Genomic DNA, 16,345 nt, shown 5'->3' with positions numbered 1-16,345 from the left:
TGGCCTTCGTGTGATAATCCGATATATCTAAATAAATTTTCAAATGATAATGATTGTTAATCCCCAGGATTGCAAGTCATTTTTTGATAGCTTGCTGAAAATCACATCATAAAATATTTATCTTTAAAATTCATATTGTTAATGAAAATATCAACATTGAACTTGTCAAAAATTATTATTTAGATATAAATTAGATATATCTAAAACGCATCAGGAGATTATCATGCGACATCATCATGAAGGTTGTTGTAAAGGCGAGGGGCATCATCACGACGGTTGCGAGCATCGTCACGGTAGAGGCGGCGGCGGTGGACGGCGTCAGCGCTTTTTTGGTCACGGGGAGCTGCGTCTGGTGATTCTGGACATTCTCTCCCGCGAGGCCAGTCACGGCTATGAGCTGATCAAAGCCATCGAGAATCTGACGCAGGGCAACTATACGCCAAGCCCTGGCGTAATCTATCCAACGCTGGATTTTCTCCAGGATCAGGCCTTTATTACGATCAGCGAAGAAGATGGCGGGCGTAAAAAAATCACTCTCACTGACACCGGCGCACAGTGGCTGGAGGAGAATCGTGAACATCTCGACCACATCCAGGAACGCGTTAACGCGCGCAATGTCGGCTTTGAATTGCGTAAGAACCCGCAGATGAAGCGAGCACTGGAAAACTTCAAGGCGGTGCTGGATCTGAGGGTAAATCAGGGTGACATCAGCGACGCACAGCTTAAAAAGATCATTGGCGTGATCGACCGCGCGGCGCTGGAAATCACTCAGCTTGATTAAGCAGGCAAGGCGTCACCTTCACGAACGCGGAACACTTTCACCATCTCTTTTAAGTGCAACGCCTGCTCGTTCAGTGACGCCGCCGCCGCAACGGATTCCTCGACCAGACAGGAGTTCTGTTGCGTGGTGGCGTCAATCAGGCCAATCGCACTGTTGATCTGCGAAATTCCCTCGGTCTGTTCACGACTGGCCTCGCCTATCTCTCGCAGGATCACATCCATCTCCTCAACGTTGTTTACCATGCCGTTAATCAGGGCGTTAGCCTTCTCGACCAGTTGCATCCCTTCCTGGGTCTGACCGGTAGAATCCTCAATCAGATGACGGATCTCGCTGGCAGAAGACGCGCTCTTCTGCGCCAGTTGGCGAACCTCGCCTGCCACCACGGCAAATCCGCGGCCATGCTCACCGGCTCGCGCCGCTTCAACCGCCGCATTCAGCGCCAGAATATTGGTCTGGAAGGCAATCGAGTCAATCAGGTTGATGATGTCTGACATCCGGTTAGACGTTTCATTAATCACGCGCATTTTCTGCGTCACCTGATTCATCATCTCGCCATTGTTCTTCACGACGGTCGCCGCCCCCGCAGAGAGTTTCGTCGCTTCGCCGGTATGTTCAGCCGTGTTTTTGACCGTGGCAGTGATCTGTTCCATCGACGCAGCGGTCTCCTCGACGGAGCTCGCCTGTTCTTCGGTACGCGCAGCCAAATCCTGGTTTCCGGCGACAATCTGCGCCGCCGCGCTGGAGATATTCTCCGAGCCGTTCTGAACTTCCTGGACAATCTCCAGCAGGCGAGTTTTCATGACCATTAGCGCGTGCAGCAGTTCGCCGGTCTCATCTTTCTGCGTGGTCATAATATTGCGGGTCAGGTCACCCTCAGCAATCGCTTCAGCAAACTGCACCGCTTCATTCAGCGGTCGGGTGATGGACCGCACGATATACCAACCCATGATACAGCCCGCGGCAATACCGATGAGCGCCAGTGCGCTAAGCAGCGCCCGGTTGGTGTTGAAGTCGCTTTCCACCTGTGTGCCAGCGTGCAGCATCTGCCTGTCTTCAATGGCGATCAGCGCCTGAACTTTCTCTTTATAGGCCTGCTGTATATTGACCGTCGTGGTCATCATCTCCTGCATCGCCGCCTGTCGGTTATTATTTTGCAATTCCTGCAGGATGCGGAATCGGGAGGCGAGATACTGCTCGCGCACGTCGCGGATCCCAGCGATGACATTTTTCGCTTCGGCATTCAACGGCGCGGCGCTCAGTTCATCCAGTAGCACCGTAACCTGCTGGCTTATGGTGTCGAGTTTTTTCTGTGACGTCTGGGCCCATCGCCCCTCTTCGTCCATCAGCATCAGTTGCTGCGTGCTGACAAACTCCTGGAAATGATCGATGAGCGTGTTGGCTTTTACCGTGATGGGATAATTATTGGTAATGATGTTTTGCATACCGCTGTTGGCGCGGTCCAGGCTAAATAATGAAAGGCCCGAACTCACCATCATCAGTACAATAAACAATCCAAACGCGATAAGTAATTTTGAGCGAATCTTCATGTTACGAAAAAACATATATTCTCCCTGGAGATAGTTTTCTTCAGACAGATTCCTTTATCGGTAACAATCTCACTAACTTTATGATATTGATCGCTTTTTATTATCAACAATTTCCCGTAAATAGTTTTTGACGATGAATAGAGGCAGACCGATCGTTATATAAACGATTTTTTATCGTGCCTAAATAGACTAAAGAGGAAAACTGAAAGAGGTTAATTAAATAGAAAAATAACCCGCAGGTGGTAATATTTAATATGTTATTAACATTATTATTACAATAACGCTTACCGTTACAGGTAAGCGTTGATGAGGATGAAGGAAAGGATTAGTGCAGCACCGTCACGGCATCTTCCAGACGGCTGGCGCGGTGTTTAACCATGGCGGATACCTGGGCGCTCTCTTCAACCAGTTCGGCGTTCTTCTGTGTAATGTGGTTAAGTTCGTCCACCGCACGCGTCAGGCTGGTCAAGCCATCGGACTGCTCCAGTGTGGAATGGCTGATCTGCGCAATCAACTGGGTGACATTTTGCACCTGAGAGACAATATCATCCATCGTGCGCCCCGCTGCATGGACCTGCTGGGAACCCGACTGCACTTTATCCGCGCTGGCATCGATAAGCTTGCGAATATCGTTCGCGGCGCTGGCGCTGCGACTGGCCAGATGACGCACTTCACCCGCCACGACGGCAAACCCTTTCCCCTGCTCACCCGCCCTTGCCGCTTCAACCGCGGCGTTCAGCGCAAGGATATTCGTCTGGAAAGCGATGTCGTTGATAAGCGTGGTGATAGTACCGATGCGCTGCGTGCTGTTGGCGATGTCATCCATGGTTTTAATCACCGTGTCCATCGCCTCGCCGCCCTGCGTCGCCGCGTTACTGGCAGCAATCGACAGCTTATCGGCAGCGGACGCGGTTTCTGAGTTTTGTTTAACCGACGCCGCCATTTGATTCATGGTGGTCACCGTCTGCTGCACGTTATCGACCGTCTGGCGGGTGTGTTTATTCAGATCGTCATTCCCTTTTGCCAGCGTTTCGCTGCCGTTTCTGACGCTCGACACCTGGCTCGACACATCGTTGATGAGCCAGCGACACATCAGACCAAGCTGCCCGACGGCGCGTAGCATCAATCCCAGTTCGTCGCTGCGGTTCAGATGCGACACGCTGTTTCGCTCACCGGTCGCCACCTTCAGCGCCTGTTTCGCTACGTTCTCAATTGGACGCACAATCTGCCACTCAAATGCCGCCGACCCCAGCAGCATCACCAGCGCACACATCAGTTGCGCGAGCCATAGCGCACCGGACAGTTGCAGCGTCGCCGCCAGCACGCCATAAATGAGCACCATCACACTACGAACCCGCCAACGCACCGGCATTGCCGGCAGTTTCCCGAGCCATCCTTTACGCACCACCAGTCCCTTGTGGATCCGACGCGAACAACGGCCTTCATTGAGTGCCTGATATAAAGGCTCAACGGCGGCGATCTCTGCGTCTGTCGCGCGGGTACGGATCGACATGTATCCCGTCACGTTCCCCTCACGTACCATCGGTACCGCGTTCGCCCGAACCCAGTAATGATCGCCATTTTTACGGCGGTTCTTGACGATGCCACTCCACGGCTCGCCCTGCTTCAGGGTGTACCACATGTCGGCAAAGGCCGCTTTCGGCATATCCGGGTGACGCACCAGGTTGTGAGGTTGCGCCAACAATTCATTGATCGAGTAACCGCTGATATTAACGAAGGTATCGTTGGCGTGCGTGATGTAACTGTGGAGATCGGTAGTCGACATGAGGGTCGTATCGTCATCCAGCGGTGTATTTTGCTGGGTGACGTAGAGCTGAGAAGACATAGTCGCGTCCTGTGCTAGTTATCTGGTTGTTAACTTTTTGTCAGATGTTATTTCGGCGCTAACAGATTTATCTTTAGATGTTAAATTTGATTTAGATCGCAATTTGCGATTAAACCTCACGATTTGTACGAATTCTAATTGATTGATTTAAAATACTTTCAGTTTGAAACTATAAAATCGCCCTGAGGGATACGCACTGTTACTGCACAATTTTTGCACTATTTCCGCGCAACCGCCCCTTCTCAAGCCACTCTCGCACGGTCTTCACTCTGCACAAAAACGCAGCAATTGTTAACAAATGAGATTAAATGTTGCGCAACAACTCTTCTCCCTGGTGTTTATCCCGATTTTCGTCAGCGCCGCCGGGATGGCGCAATCCCTGCAATACTTAAATCGGTATCATGTGATACGCGAGCCCCGGGAGCATATTTTGAACAGGTTACCTTCCAGCGCATCGGCTTTGGCCTGTAGCGCGCACGCACTGAATCTCATTGAGAAGCGAACGCTTGATCATGAGGAGATGAAAGCACTTAACCGAGAGGTGATTGATTACTTCAAAGAGCATGTCAATCCGGGATTTTTAGAGTATCGCAAATCTGTTACCGCCGGCGGGGATTACGGAGCCGTAGAGTGGCAAGCGGGAGGTCTGAATACGCTTGTCGACACCCAGGGACAGGAGTTTGTCGACTGCCTGGGAGGTTTTGGAATTTTCAACGTGGGGCACCGTAATCCAGTTGTGGTTTCCGCCGTACAGAATCAACTCGCGAAACAACCTCTGCATAGCCAGGAGCTGCTTGACCCACTGCGGGCCATGCTGGCAAAAACCCTTGCCGCCCTGGCACCCGGAAAACTGAAATACAGCTTCTTTTGCAACAGTGGTACGGAATCGGTCGAAGCGGCGCTGAAACTGGCGAAAGCTTACCAGTCGCCACGCGGCAAATTCACCTTTATCGCCACCAGCGGCGCGTTCCACGGTAAGTCGCTGGGCGCACTGTCCGCTACCGCCAAATCCACATTTCGCAAGCCGTTTATGCCGTTGCTGCCGGGCTTCCGTCATGTGCCGTTCGGTAATGTTGAGGCTATGCGTACCGCGCTCAGCGAGTGCAAAAAAACCGGAGATGATGTGGCGGCGGTGATTCTGGAACCTATCCAGGGTGAAGGCGGCGTGATCCTGCCACCGCAGGGCTATCTCACCGCCGTGCGTAAACTCTGCGATGAGTTTGGCGCGCTGATGATCCTCGATGAGGTCCAGACCGGCATGGGGCGAACCGGCAAGATGTTTGCCTGCGAGCATGAGAACGTGCAGCCTGACATTCTCTGCCTGGCAAAAGCGCTGGGAGGCGGCGTGATGCCGATTGGCGCAACGATCGCCACCGAAGAGGTCTTTTCGGTACTGTTCGATAATCCGTTCCTGCATACCACCACCTTTGGCGGTAACCCGCTGGCCTGTGCGGCCGCGCTGGCGACCATCAATGTCCTGCTGGAGCAGAACCTGCCGGCACAAGCGGAACAGAAAGGCGATATCCTGCTGGACGGTTTCCGCCAACTGGCGCGGGAGTACCCCGATCTGGTGCAGGATGCGCGCGGGAAAGGGATGCTGATGGCAATCGAGTTTGTCGACAATGAAACGGGCTACCGTTTCGCCAGCGAGATGTTCCGCCAGCGAGTACTGGTTGCCGGAACGCTCAATAACTCGAAAACGATCCGCATCGAACCACCGTTAACGCTGACCATTGAGCAGTGTGAGCTGGTATTGAAAGCCGCACATAAAGCGCTGGCGGCACTGCGGGTGAGCATAGAAGCAGTCTAAGCTGAGTGCCGGGTAAATCGTAAGATGCCGGGAGGCAGTTGCGCGTTACCCGGCATTATTTTTCTTTGCTGGCAGTACTATACGATTCGCACGCCTGCAGGCATCGCGCGCTCTGGAGTCAGCAGTACGCTCTCGTTACCGTCATCGGTTTCCGCACACAGCAACATGCACTCGGAGGTTTCCCCGCGCATTTTCGCTTTTTGTAGATTACACAGTACAACCACCGTTTTCCCCAGCAGCGCAGACTCTGTGTAATAAGGCACCAGACTGGTGACGGTTTGCAGCGTCTTTTCACCTACATCCACCTGCACGATATACAACTTGTCGGCATTTTCATGTCGCCTGACTTCAATAATCTTCCCGACCCGAATCTCCATTCGGGCGAACTCTGCAAACGCGACCGTCTCCATGCTTCCTCCATCAAGTAAAACTTTACTAAATCATAGCAAAATTTTTTCCTGTCGCAGCACGAGAAAAGAAGAAAATGGTGTACAGATCACATTCAGCGCACCTGGTTTTACCCTGAATACGTCAAATAATCGCGCGTTATTTACTGAAAAAAGATGCAGAGAAAAGCGCTTCCTTTACAATAAGAAAGCATCTCAGGACAACGTCGAAATAAGGTAACCATGGCCACACTTAAAGATATTGCAGCTGAAGCGCGTGTTTCCCTGGCGACAGTATCCCGGGTCCTGAACGACGATCCCACGCTGAACGTCAAGGAAGAGACCAAACACCGCATCCTGGAGATCGCGGAAAAACTCGAATACAGGACCAGTAGCGCGCGTAAAATCCAGACTAGCTCGGTCAGCCTGCAACATATTCTCGCTATCTACAGCTACCAGCAGGATCTGGAAATCAACGATCCTTACTATCTGGCAATTCGCCACGGCATTGAAACACAGTGTGAGAAGCTGGGAATTGAGTTGACCAACTGCTATGGGCACAACGGACTGCCGGAACTCAAAAACATCACCGGGATTTTAATCGTCGGAAAACCCTCACCGGGCCTGCGCGCCAGCGCAGCCGCGTTAACCGATAATATCTGTTTTATCGACTTTCACGAGCCAGGCAGCGACTATGATGCTGTCGATATCGACCTGGTGCGCATCAGCAAAGAGATTATTGATTTCTATCTCACCCAGGGCGTGACGCGAATCGGCTTTATTGGTGGCGAAGATGAACCGGGAAAAGCCGATATCCGTGAAGCGGCCTTTGTGGAATATGGTCGCCTGAAGCAGGTCGTCCGTGAGGAAGATATCTGGCGCGGCGGTTTTTCCAGCTCCTCAGGTTACGAACTGGCAAAACAGATGCTGGCAACAACGGATTACCCCCAAGCGCTGTTTGTGGCGTCAGACTCCATCGCCATTGGCGTTTTACGTGCGATCCACGAACGTGGCCTGACCATTCCCGACGATATCTCGCTGATAAGCGTAAACGACATTCCCACGGCGCGCTTTACCTTTCCTCCGCTCTCAACCGTGCGCATTCATTCTGAAATGATGGGCAGCCAGGGGGTGAACCTGCTGTTTGAAAAAGCCCGCGACGGGCGAGCGCTTCCGCTGCTTGTCTTCGTTCCCAGTAAGCTGAAACTGCGCGGTACGACTCGCTAATTTTCCCGCCTATCCGGCTTTGCGCCGGATTCGCAATCTGATACCTCGATTCTCTCCCTGCCACGGTTTTTCGTGATCCAGTTAAAGTAAATCACTTTACCCCCTATATTTTAGTAAAACTTTTACTAAAATGCTTTGCAATACGCTTACTCACCATTGTCCTGAATGGTTCCGATTTTTCTCCACCGGGAGGCCTTATGAATCGCTGGGAAAATATTCAGCTCACCCACGAAAATAGACTGGCGCCACGAGCCTATTTTTTCTCTTATGACTCGGTAGCCCAGGCTCGCACGTTTGCCCGTGAAACCAGCAGCGATTTTATGCTGTTGAGCGGTCAATGGAACTTCCAGTTCTTTGAGCACCCTTTGCGCGTCCCCGAGGCCTTTATCTCTGAATATATGCCGGACTGGGAAACGATCGCGGTGCCGGCCATGTGGCAGATGGAGGGCTATGGCAAGCTGCAATACACCGATGAAGGCTTCCCATTCCCTATCGATGTGCCGTATGTCCCCAGTGATAACCCGACCGGCGCCTATCAGCGCATTTTCTCCCTGAGTGAAGGCTGGCAGGATAAACAGACGCTGATTAAATTTGATGGGGTTGAAACCTATTTTGAAGTGTATGTAAACGGTCACTATGTTGGCTTCAGCAAAGGCAGTCGTCTGACGGCAGAGTTTGATATCAGCGCGGTCGTCAAAACGGGTGACAACCTGCTTTGTGTGCGGGTAATGCAGTGGGCGGATTCCACCTATGTTGAAGATCAGGATATGTGGTGGACGGCTGGAATATTCCGTGACGTCTACCTTGTGGGTAAACATAAGACGCATATTCAGGATATTACCGTTCGTACCGATTTCGATAGCGACTATCGTGACGCCACCCTTTCCTGCACGGTTGATCTGGAAAACCTCGCCGCTTCCCCGGCGCTCATCGCTCTGGAGTACACGCTATTTGACGGAGAATCCGTCGTCCATCACGGTGGGGTCGACAATCTGACTCTCCATCAGCGCGACAATACGCATTTTGCTTTTCCGGTCACCGCGCCACAGCAGTGGTCTGCCGAATCACCGTATCTCTATCACCTGGTCATCACCCTCAAAGATGCGGAGGGAAACATTCTGGAAGTTGTGCCGCAGCGTGTGGGCTTTCGCGATATCAAGGTGCGTAATGGTCTGTTTTATATCAACAATCGATATGTGATGCTGCATGGCGTGAACCGCCACGATAACGACCATCTGAAAGGTCGTGCGGTCGGAATGGATCGCGTAGAAAAAGATCTGCAATTGATGAAGCAGCACAATATCAATTCGGTACGTACCGCACATTACCCTAACGATCCTCGCTTCTACGAACTGTGCGATATCTACGGCCTGTTTGTCATGGCGGAAACCGACGTTGAATCACACGGCTTCGCCAACGTTGGCGACATCAGTCGGATAACGGACGACCCGCAATGGGAACCGGTTTATGTGGAGCGCATTGTGCGCCATATCCATGCACAGAAAAACCATCCTTCTATCATCATCTGGTCACTCGGCAATGAGTCTGGCTACGGGTGTAACATTCGCGCAATGTGCCATGCCGCCAAAGCACTGGATGACACGCGTCTGATTCACTACGAGGAAGACCGCGATGCGGAGGTGGTGGATATCATTTCCACGATGTACACCCGCGTACCGCTGATGAATGAATTCGGCGAATATCCGCATCCGAAACCGCGCATTATCTGCGAGTACGCTCATGCGATGGGCAATGGCCCAGGCGGGCTGACGGAGTATCAGAATGTCTTTTACCAGCATGATTGTCTTCAGGGGCATTATGTCTGGGAGTGGTGCGATCACGGGGTTCAGGCGAAAGATGACAACGGCAACGTCTGGTATAACTACGGTGGCGACTACGGCGATTACCCGAATAACTACAACTTCTGCCTCGACGGGCTGATTTACTCTGACCAGACGCCAGGACCGGGGCTGAAAGAGTACAAACAGGTTATTGCGCCAGTAAAAGTGTACGCGCAGGATCTGGCGCGTGGCGAACTACGCGTTGAAAATAAGCTGTGGTTCACCTCTCTCGATGACTACACCCTGCACGTTGAAGTCCGCGCCGAAGGGGAAACGCTCAGCACCCAGCAGATCAAACTGCGCGATGTCGCCCCCAACAGTGAAACCCTGGTACGCTGCGCGCTACCGGAACTGGATACACGGGAAGCCTTCCTCAACGTGAGAGTCACCAAAGATTCGCGCACGTTGTACAGCGAGGCGGGGCATCCTGTCGCGACATATCAGTTCTCACTAAAATCCTGTACGGCTACACCGCGCCCATTCTGTCAGCCACAGGCGTATCCGCTGACGCTGGAAGTCGATCGCCTGAACTGCACGGTACGCGGCGCCAACTTCCATCTCACTTTCTCTAAACTGAGCGGCAAGCCGACCGACTGGCAGGTCGATGGCGAAGCGCTGCTCACACGTGAGCCGAAGATCAACTTCTTCAAGCCGACGATTGATAACCACAAGCAGGAATTTGAAGGGCTCTGGCAACCTAATCATCTGCACATTATGCAGGAGCATTTACGCGAGTTTAGCGTCGAACAGACCGATGATGCGGTCCTGATTACCAGTCGCACAATTATCGCTCCACCGGTGTTTGATTTTGGCATGCGTTGCACCTACCGCTGGCGAATTGCGCAGGATGGACAGGTTAATGTCGCGCTTTCCGGTGAACGTTATGGTGACTATCCGCATATGATTCCGTGCGTGGGTTTCACTATGGGGATCAATGGCGAGCTTGACCAGGTCGCCTATTACGGGCGTGGTCCTGGTGAAAACTACCCCGACAGCCAGCAGGCCAACATCATCGATCTGTGGCAGAGCAACGTGGATGCGATGTTCGAGAATTACCCTTTCCCGCAAAACAACGGCAATCGCCAGCATGTGCGCTGGGCGGCACTAACCAACCGTCACGGCAACGGTCTGCTGGTTGTACCGCAGCAACCGATCAACCTGAGCGCATGGCGCTATACCCCCGAAAACCTGTTCGCCGCACAGCACAGCAACGAACTGCAACGCAGCGATGACATTACCCTCAATCTGGATCATCAGTTATCAGGGCTGGGCTCCAATTCCTGGGGAAGTGAAGTACTGGATAGCTGGCGCGTCTGGTTTCGTGCATTCGACTACGGCTTCACCTTATTGCCGGTTTCTGGTGGTGCGACTACCGCCCAGACAGTCGCTCGTCACGCCTTTGGCGCGGATTTCTTTTCCACGAGTTTGCACAGCGAGAATCAAAAATGAGAGTCCTCAATAATCTGGAACAATTCCGCGAAATCTATTCGTCAGGCAAGAAATGGCAGCGGTGTATCGAAGCAATTGAAAATATCGACAACATCCAGCCCGGCATCGCCCACTCCATCGGCGATTCATTAACTTATCGTGTGGCGGTCGATTCCGCCACGGATGCGCTGTTTACCGGTCATCGCCGCTATTTCGAGGTGCATTACTACCTGCAAGGTCAGCAAAAAATTGAGTTTGCGGCCAAAGAGAACCTACAAGTCGTGGAGTTTTATCGTGATGAAACCGACCGCGAATACCTGAAAGGTTGTGGTGAGACCGTTGAAGTCCATGAAGGACAAATGGTTATTTGCGATAACCACGAAGCTTACCGTTTTATTAGTCAACAAGCCGTTAAAAAAGTCGTACTCAAAGTCACCATCGAAGATGGTTATTTTCATAACAAATAAAAACACAGGCGACGCCAATAGTGCGTCGCCAGTACCCTATATTCATCCGGAGACGGAGATGTGTTATGTCTGATACTAAACGCAATACCATCGGAAAATTCGGCTTACTCTCGCTGACCTTTGCCGCCGTATACAGTTTTAATAACGTCATCAATAACAATATCGAACTTGGGCTGGCCTCAGCGCCCATGTTTTTCCTCGCCACCCTTTTTTATTTTATTCCCTTCTGCTTAATTATCGCAGAATTTGTATCATTAAATAAAAATTCTGAAGCTGGCGTTTATGCGTGGGTCAAAAGCTCACTTGGTGGGCGCTGGGCATTTATCACCGCCTATACCTACTGGTTCGTGAACCTGTTCTTTTTTACCTCTCTGCTGCCGCGCGTTATCGCTTACGCCTCTTATGCCTTCCTTGGCTACGAATATATGCTGACGCCGGTTGCGACAACAATACTGAGCATGGTGCTGTTCGCTTTCTCAACGTGGGTTTCGACCAACGGGGCGAAGATGCTGGGACCCATCACGTCGGTGACCTCAACATTGATGCTGCTGTTGACGCTTTCCTATATTCTGCTGGCCGGTACTGCGCTGCTGGGTGGCGTGCAACCTGCGGATCCCATTTCTGTTGAGGCGATGATCCCGAATTTTAACTGGGCGTTCCTCGGTATCACCACCTGGATCTTTATGGCCGCAGGGGGCGCCGAATCGGTCGCAGTTTATGTTAACGACGTGAAGGGCGGTTCAAAATCATTTGTTAAAGTGATTATCCTGGCGGGGATCTTTATCGGCGTGCTCTATTCCATCTCGTCGGTGCTGATTAACGTTTTTGTCAGCAGTAAAGAGCTGAAGTTTACCGGCGGTTCAGTCCAGGTTTTCCACGGTCTGGCGGCGTATTTCGGTCTGCCTGAGGTGCTCATGAATCGCTTTGTCGGTCTGGTCTCCTTCACCGCGATGTTTGGTTCCCTGTTAATGTGGACAGCCACGCCGGTGAAAATCTTCTTCTCTGAAATTCCGGAAGGTATTTTCGGTAAGAAAACCGTTGAGCTGAATGAAAATGGCGTACCGGCCCGTGCGGCATGGTTCCAGTTTCTCATTGTCATTCCGCTGATGATTATCCCTATGCTGGGCTCCAGTACCGTGCAGGATCTGATGAATACCATCATCAATATGACTGCCGCAGCCTCAATGTTGCCGCCGCTCTTCATCATGCTGGCCTATCTCAATCTGCGTATAAAACTGGATCATTTGCCTCGTGATTTCCGAATGGGTTCACAGCGTACCGGTATTACTGTTGTCTCCATGCTGATTACGATTTTTACCATCGGCTTCATTGCCTCAACGTTCCCCACTGGCGGCAATATTATGACGATTATATTTTATAACGTCGGCGGGATTGTTATTTTCCTCGGTTTTGCCTGGTGGAAATACAGCAAATATCTGAAAGGGTTAACGCAACAAGAAAAAGATATTGAAGCGTCTCCGGCTTCACATATTCAATAATAATAAGACAATAAAAATTTGTTTACTTTTTAACGCAGGGAAAATTTTAATGGAACAACCCATACCGTATTGCAGGGCATTCATTGCCCTGCTCTTCTGCTGCGCCTTCTCCGTACTGGCAGAAGATATTCGCCCAGCCGAACATGATGATACCCGAACGCCCGCAGTCTCTTCTCCGTCATTTCGTTTTTATGGCGAACTGGGCGTAGGTGGATATATGGATCTGCAGGGAGAGAATAAACATAAATACAGCGATGGCACCTATATTGAAGGTGGGCTGGAGATGAAGTATGGCCACTGGTTCGGCCTGATCTATGGTGAAGGCTGGACGGTCCAGGCCGATCATGAGGGTAACGCATGGGTACCCGATCACAGTTGGGGCGGATTTGAAGGCGGCATCAACCGTTTTTACGGTGGTTATCGTACCGACAGCGGGACAGAACTGATGCTCAGCCTGCGCCAGGACTCCTCGCTGGACGATCTGCAATGGTGGGGAGACTTTACGCCGGACCTTGGCTACGTCATACCGAATACCCGCGACATTATGACGGCAGTGAAGGTACAGAATCTGACTGGCGCGCTACGCTATAGCGTCACCGCCACTCCAGCGGGTCATCATGACGAAAGTAAAGCCTTGCTGCACTTCGGCAAGTACGATCGCTATGACGATAAATACACCTATCCGGCGATGATGAACGGCTACGTTCAGTACGACCTTGCCAAAGGCGTCACCTGGATGAACGGCCTGGAGTTGACGGAAGGGACGGGTCAGCTCTTTTTGACCGGTATTCTGACGCCAAACTTTGCCGCACGCGCCTGGCATCATACGGGACGCGCCAACGGCCTGGACGAACCGGGCAGTGAAACGGGCACCATGGTCAGCGCCATGTATGAGGCGCTAAAAGGCGTCTACCTCTCCACGGCGTATACCTGGGCTAAGCATCGCCCGGACCACGCCGATGATGAAACAACCTCCTTTATGCAGTTCGGTATCTGGTACGAATACGGCGGAGGACGTTTTGCCACTGCATTCGACAGTCGCCTCTACATGCAGAACGCCTCTGGCGATCCGAGCGACCAGATCTTCCTGATGCAATATTTCTACTGGTAATAAGGACAGCGATACCATGAAAATCACGACACGACTCACCCCGTTGGCCTGTACGCTGTTGCTGAGTTTTTCTGCCTGCGCCACTCCTGCGGATGCGTTTAAAAATGTCATTAACCGCAGCGGCACACCGGGCTATATGCACGATTATGACGCTGACGACCATCAGCGATTCAACCCCTTTTTCGACATGGGCGCCTGGCACGGACATCTGTTGCCGGAGGGGCCTGCGACAATGGGAGGGTTTCCTGGCGTCGCCCTGCTGACAGAAGAGTACATCAATTTTATGGCGGCGAATTTCGATCGCCTGAGCGTGTACCAGAACGGTAAAAAAGTCAGTTTCACCCTTGAGGCGTACAGCATTCCTGGCGCTCTGGTGCAGAAATTGTCGGCTAAGGACATTCAGATAGAGATGACCCTGCGCTTTGCCACACCGCGAACGTCGCTGCTGGAAACCCGAATCATCAGCGCGAAGCCGTTGGATCTGGTGTGGGACGGCCAGCTGCTGGAAAAACTGGAGGCGAAAGCAGGAAAAGCGCGCTCGGATAAGACTATCGAGAGTGAATACCCGGATTATCAGCGCAAAATCAGCGCAACGCGTGACGGCCTGAAGGTCACCTTCGGCAAAGTGCGTTCGACATGGGATCTGCTGACCTCAGGTGAATCGGAATATCAGGTACATCGTTCATTACCCACCCATACCGTTGTCGACGGACACCGATTTACCAGTAAAGCGCATATCAGCGGTTCAACAACGATTTACACCACCTATTCCCATCTGCTCACCGCCGGGGAAGTGACGAAGGAGCAGATGCAGATCCGCGATATTCTGGCACGTCCGGCATTCTACCTGACCGCCTCAGAAAAACGCTGGGAAGGGTATCTGCAAAAAGGATTAACCAATCCGCACGCCACACCAGAGCAAACGCGCGTAGCGGTGAAGGCGATTGAGACACTGAACGGCAACTGGCGATCGCCGGGGGGCGCGGTGAAATACCATACCGTCACCCCGTCGGTGACGGGCCGCTGGTTTTCCGGTAATCAAACCTGGCCCTGGGATACCTGGAAGCAAGCCTTCGCCATGGCGCATTTCAACCCGGAAATCGCCAAAGAAAATATTCGCGCCGTCTTTTCGTGGCAGATTCAACCTGACGATAAGGTGCGCCCACAGGATGCCGGCTTTATTCCCGACTTAATTGCCTGGAACCTCAGCCCCGAGCGCGGCGGTGATGGCGGCAACTGGAACGAACGTAACACCAAGCCGAGTCTGGCTGCCTGGTCAGTGATGGAAGTCTACAATGTCACCAAAGATAAAGCCTGGCTTGAAGAGATGTATCCCAAACTGGTGGCCTATCACGACTGGTGGTTACGTAATCGCGACCATAACGGCAACGGCGTGCCGGAATATGGCGCTACGCGCGATAAAGCCCACAATACCCCCAGCGGCGAGATGCTGTTTACAGTGAAAAAGAACGGCAAAGAAGAGACGCTCTCCGGCCTGAAAAACTATACCCGCGAAGTTGAGAAAGGCCAGTATGAGAGTCTGGATATTCCGGCACAGGTCGCCGCATCATGGGAATCGGGTCGCGACGATGCAGCCGTATTCGGTTTCATCGATAAAGATCAACTGGATAAATATGTTGCTAAGGGCGGAAAACGCAGTGACTGGGCGGTGAAATTCGCGGAAAACCGGAATCAGGACGGCACGTTATTAGGCTACTCGCTGTTGCAGGAGTCGGTCGATCAGGCCAGTTATATGTACAGCGACAACCATTACCTGGCAGAAATGGCTACTCTTCTCGGCAAAACCGACGATGCTAAACGCTACCAGACGCTGGCAAAAAAACTGGCCGATTACATCAACACCTGTATGTTTGATCCCGCCAACGGTTTCTACTATGACGTGCGCATCGAAGAAACGCCGTTGGCAAACGGCTGCGCCGGAAAGCCCATTGTCGAGCGCGGTAAAGGTCCGGAAGGCTGGTCGCCCTTATTTAACGGCGCGGCGACTCAGGCCTACGCCGATGAGGTGGTGAAAGTGATGCTGGATCCGAATGAGTTCAATACCTTTGTTCCGCTCGGAACCGCTGCGCTCACCAATCCGGCATTCGGGGCAGATATCTATTGGCGCGGCCGAGTCTGGGTAGATCAGTTCTGGTTTGGTCTGAAAGGAATGGAGCGCTACGGATATCGTGAGGAGGCGCTCAAACTGGCGGATACGTTCTTTAAACACGCCAAAGGGCTGACGACCGACGGGCCGATTCAGGAAAACTATAATCCACTGACTGGCGCACAGCAGGGCGCGCCAAACTTCTCCTGGAGCGCAGCACACTTGTATATGTTGTATAACGACTTTTTCAAAAAGCAGTAATCAGCACTTTTTTCTGATGATCCTGCAAACAAAA

The 16,345-nt window shown here is 52.1% G+C and carries 11 protein-coding genes; 8 read left to right on the top strand and 3 right to left on the bottom strand.

Going from position 1 to position 16,345, the window contains the following annotated elements; all coding sequences use genetic code 11:
• Nucleotides 1-220 precede the first annotated feature (220 nt).
• Nucleotides 221-781, top strand: coding sequence for a PadR family transcriptional regulator (locus F384_RS24655; RefSeq protein ID WP_162200270.1), 561 nt, complete (start codon nucleotides 221-223; stop codon nucleotides 779-781).
• Here the strand turns inward: F384_RS24655 and F384_RS24650 are convergent.
• Both F384_RS24650 and F384_RS24645 read right to left on the bottom strand, forming a co-directional pair.
• Nucleotides 778-2,343: a methyl-accepting chemotaxis protein gene (locus F384_RS24650; protein ID WP_046495725.1), complete on the bottom strand. Its 1,566-nt coding sequence runs from the start codon at nucleotides 2,341-2,343 to the stop codon at nucleotides 778-780. The two genes, F384_RS24655 and F384_RS24650, sit on opposite strands and share 4 nt — an antisense overlap.
• A gap of 310 nt (nucleotides 2,344-2,653) precedes the next feature.
• Nucleotides 2,654-4,174 carry a methyl-accepting chemotaxis protein gene (locus F384_RS24645; protein ID WP_046495720.1) on the bottom strand — a complete coding sequence of 507 codons (1,521 nt, stop codon included), beginning with the start codon at nucleotides 4,172-4,174 and terminating at the stop codon, nucleotides 2,654-2,656.
• Nucleotides 4,175-4,604: 430 nt separating this feature from the next.
• Here F384_RS24645 and ygjG point away from each other — a divergent pair, with 430 nt between their 5' ends.
• Complete coding sequence (gene ygjG, locus F384_RS24640; RefSeq protein ID WP_167337382.1) at nucleotides 4,605-5,984, top strand: putrescine aminotransferase; 1,380 nt, start codon at nucleotides 4,605-4,607, stop codon at nucleotides 5,982-5,984.
• Between the two features lie 77 nt (nucleotides 5,985-6,061).
• On the opposite strand, the gene F384_RS24635 is transcribed toward ygjG, so the two are convergent.
• Nucleotides 6,062-6,394 (bottom strand): tRNA-binding protein, encoded by a 333-nt coding sequence (locus F384_RS24635; protein WP_046495716.1) that lies wholly within the window; start codon nucleotides 6,392-6,394, stop codon nucleotides 6,062-6,064.
• Between the two features lie 219 nt (nucleotides 6,395-6,613).
• On the opposite strand from F384_RS24635, the gene ebgR reads away from it, so the two are divergent.
• The 6 genes from ebgR (at nucleotide 6,614) to ygjK (ending at nucleotide 16,311) form a co-directional block, all read left to right on the top strand.
• Nucleotides 6,614-7,597 carry a transcriptional regulator EbgR gene (gene ebgR, locus F384_RS24630; RefSeq protein WP_046495713.1) on the top strand — a complete coding sequence of 328 codons (984 nt, stop codon included), beginning with the start codon at nucleotides 6,614-6,616 and terminating at the stop codon, nucleotides 7,595-7,597.
• Nucleotides 7,598-7,794: 197 nt separating this feature from the next.
• Complete coding sequence (gene ebgA / locus F384_RS24625; RefSeq protein ID WP_046495709.1) at nucleotides 7,795-10,887, top strand: beta-galactosidase subunit alpha; 3,093 nt, start codon at nucleotides 7,795-7,797, stop codon at nucleotides 10,885-10,887.
• A complete protein-coding gene (locus tag F384_RS24620) occupies nucleotides 10,884-11,333 on the top strand; it encodes a beta-galactosidase subunit beta (RefSeq protein ID WP_046495707.1) in 450 nt (149 codons plus the stop codon). The genes ebgA and F384_RS24620 overlap by 4 nt, the downstream gene beginning before the upstream one ends.
• 65 nt (nucleotides 11,334-11,398) lie before the next feature.
• Entirely contained in the window at nucleotides 11,399-12,832 is a 1,434-nt protein-coding gene (locus tag F384_RS24615) for an amino acid permease (RefSeq protein WP_046495703.1), read from the top strand.
• A gap of 49 nt (nucleotides 12,833-12,881) precedes the next feature.
• Nucleotides 12,882-13,943: a protein YgjJ gene (ygjJ, locus tag F384_RS24610; protein ID WP_046495699.1), complete on the top strand. Its 1,062-nt coding sequence runs from the start codon at nucleotides 12,882-12,884 to the stop codon at nucleotides 13,941-13,943.
• 16 nt (nucleotides 13,944-13,959) lie between these two features.
• Nucleotides 13,960-16,311, top strand: coding sequence for an alpha-glucosidase (gene ygjK / locus F384_RS24605; RefSeq protein ID WP_046495697.1), 2,352 nt, complete (start codon nucleotides 13,960-13,962; stop codon nucleotides 16,309-16,311).
• Nucleotides 16,312-16,345 lie beyond the last annotated feature (34 nt).

It is taken from the genome of Citrobacter amalonaticus Y19, from assembly GCF_000981805.1.
Taxonomy (GTDB): Bacteria; Pseudomonadota; Gammaproteobacteria; order Enterobacterales; family Enterobacteriaceae; genus Citrobacter_A; species Citrobacter_A amalonaticus_C.
The sequence above is the reverse complement of the archived record's forward strand: the minus strand, read 5'-3'. Positions and strand labels throughout refer to the sequence as shown.

What these genes read in the sequence shown, in the direction of transcription:
- F384_RS24650 (WP_046495725.1), bottom strand. Translation starts at nt 2,343, where the DNA reads ATGTTTTTTCGTAACATGAAGATTCGCTCAAAATTACTTATCGCGTTT.
- F384_RS24645 (WP_046495720.1), bottom strand. Translation starts at nt 4,174, where the DNA reads ATGTCTTCTCAGCTCTACGTCACCCAGCAAAATACACCGCTGGATGAC.
- F384_RS24635 (WP_046495716.1), bottom strand. Translation starts at nt 6,394, where the DNA reads ATGGAGACGGTCGCGTTTGCAGAGTTCGCCCGAATGGAGATTCGGGTC.
- ebgR (WP_046495713.1), top strand. Translation starts at nt 6,614, where the DNA reads ATGGCCACACTTAAAGATATTGCAGCTGAAGCGCGTGTTTCCCTGGCG.
- ebgA (WP_046495709.1), top strand. Translation starts at nt 7,795, where the DNA reads ATGAATCGCTGGGAAAATATTCAGCTCACCCACGAAAATAGACTGGCG.
- F384_RS24620 (WP_046495707.1), top strand. Translation starts at nt 10,884, where the DNA reads ATGAGAGTCCTCAATAATCTGGAACAATTCCGCGAAATCTATTCGTCA.
- F384_RS24615 (WP_046495703.1), top strand. Translation starts at nt 11,399, where the DNA reads ATGTCTGATACTAAACGCAATACCATCGGAAAATTCGGCTTACTCTCG.
- ygjJ (WP_046495699.1), top strand. Translation starts at nt 12,882, where the DNA reads ATGGAACAACCCATACCGTATTGCAGGGCATTCATTGCCCTGCTCTTC.
- ygjK (WP_046495697.1), top strand. Translation starts at nt 13,960, where the DNA reads ATGAAAATCACGACACGACTCACCCCGTTGGCCTGTACGCTGTTGCTG.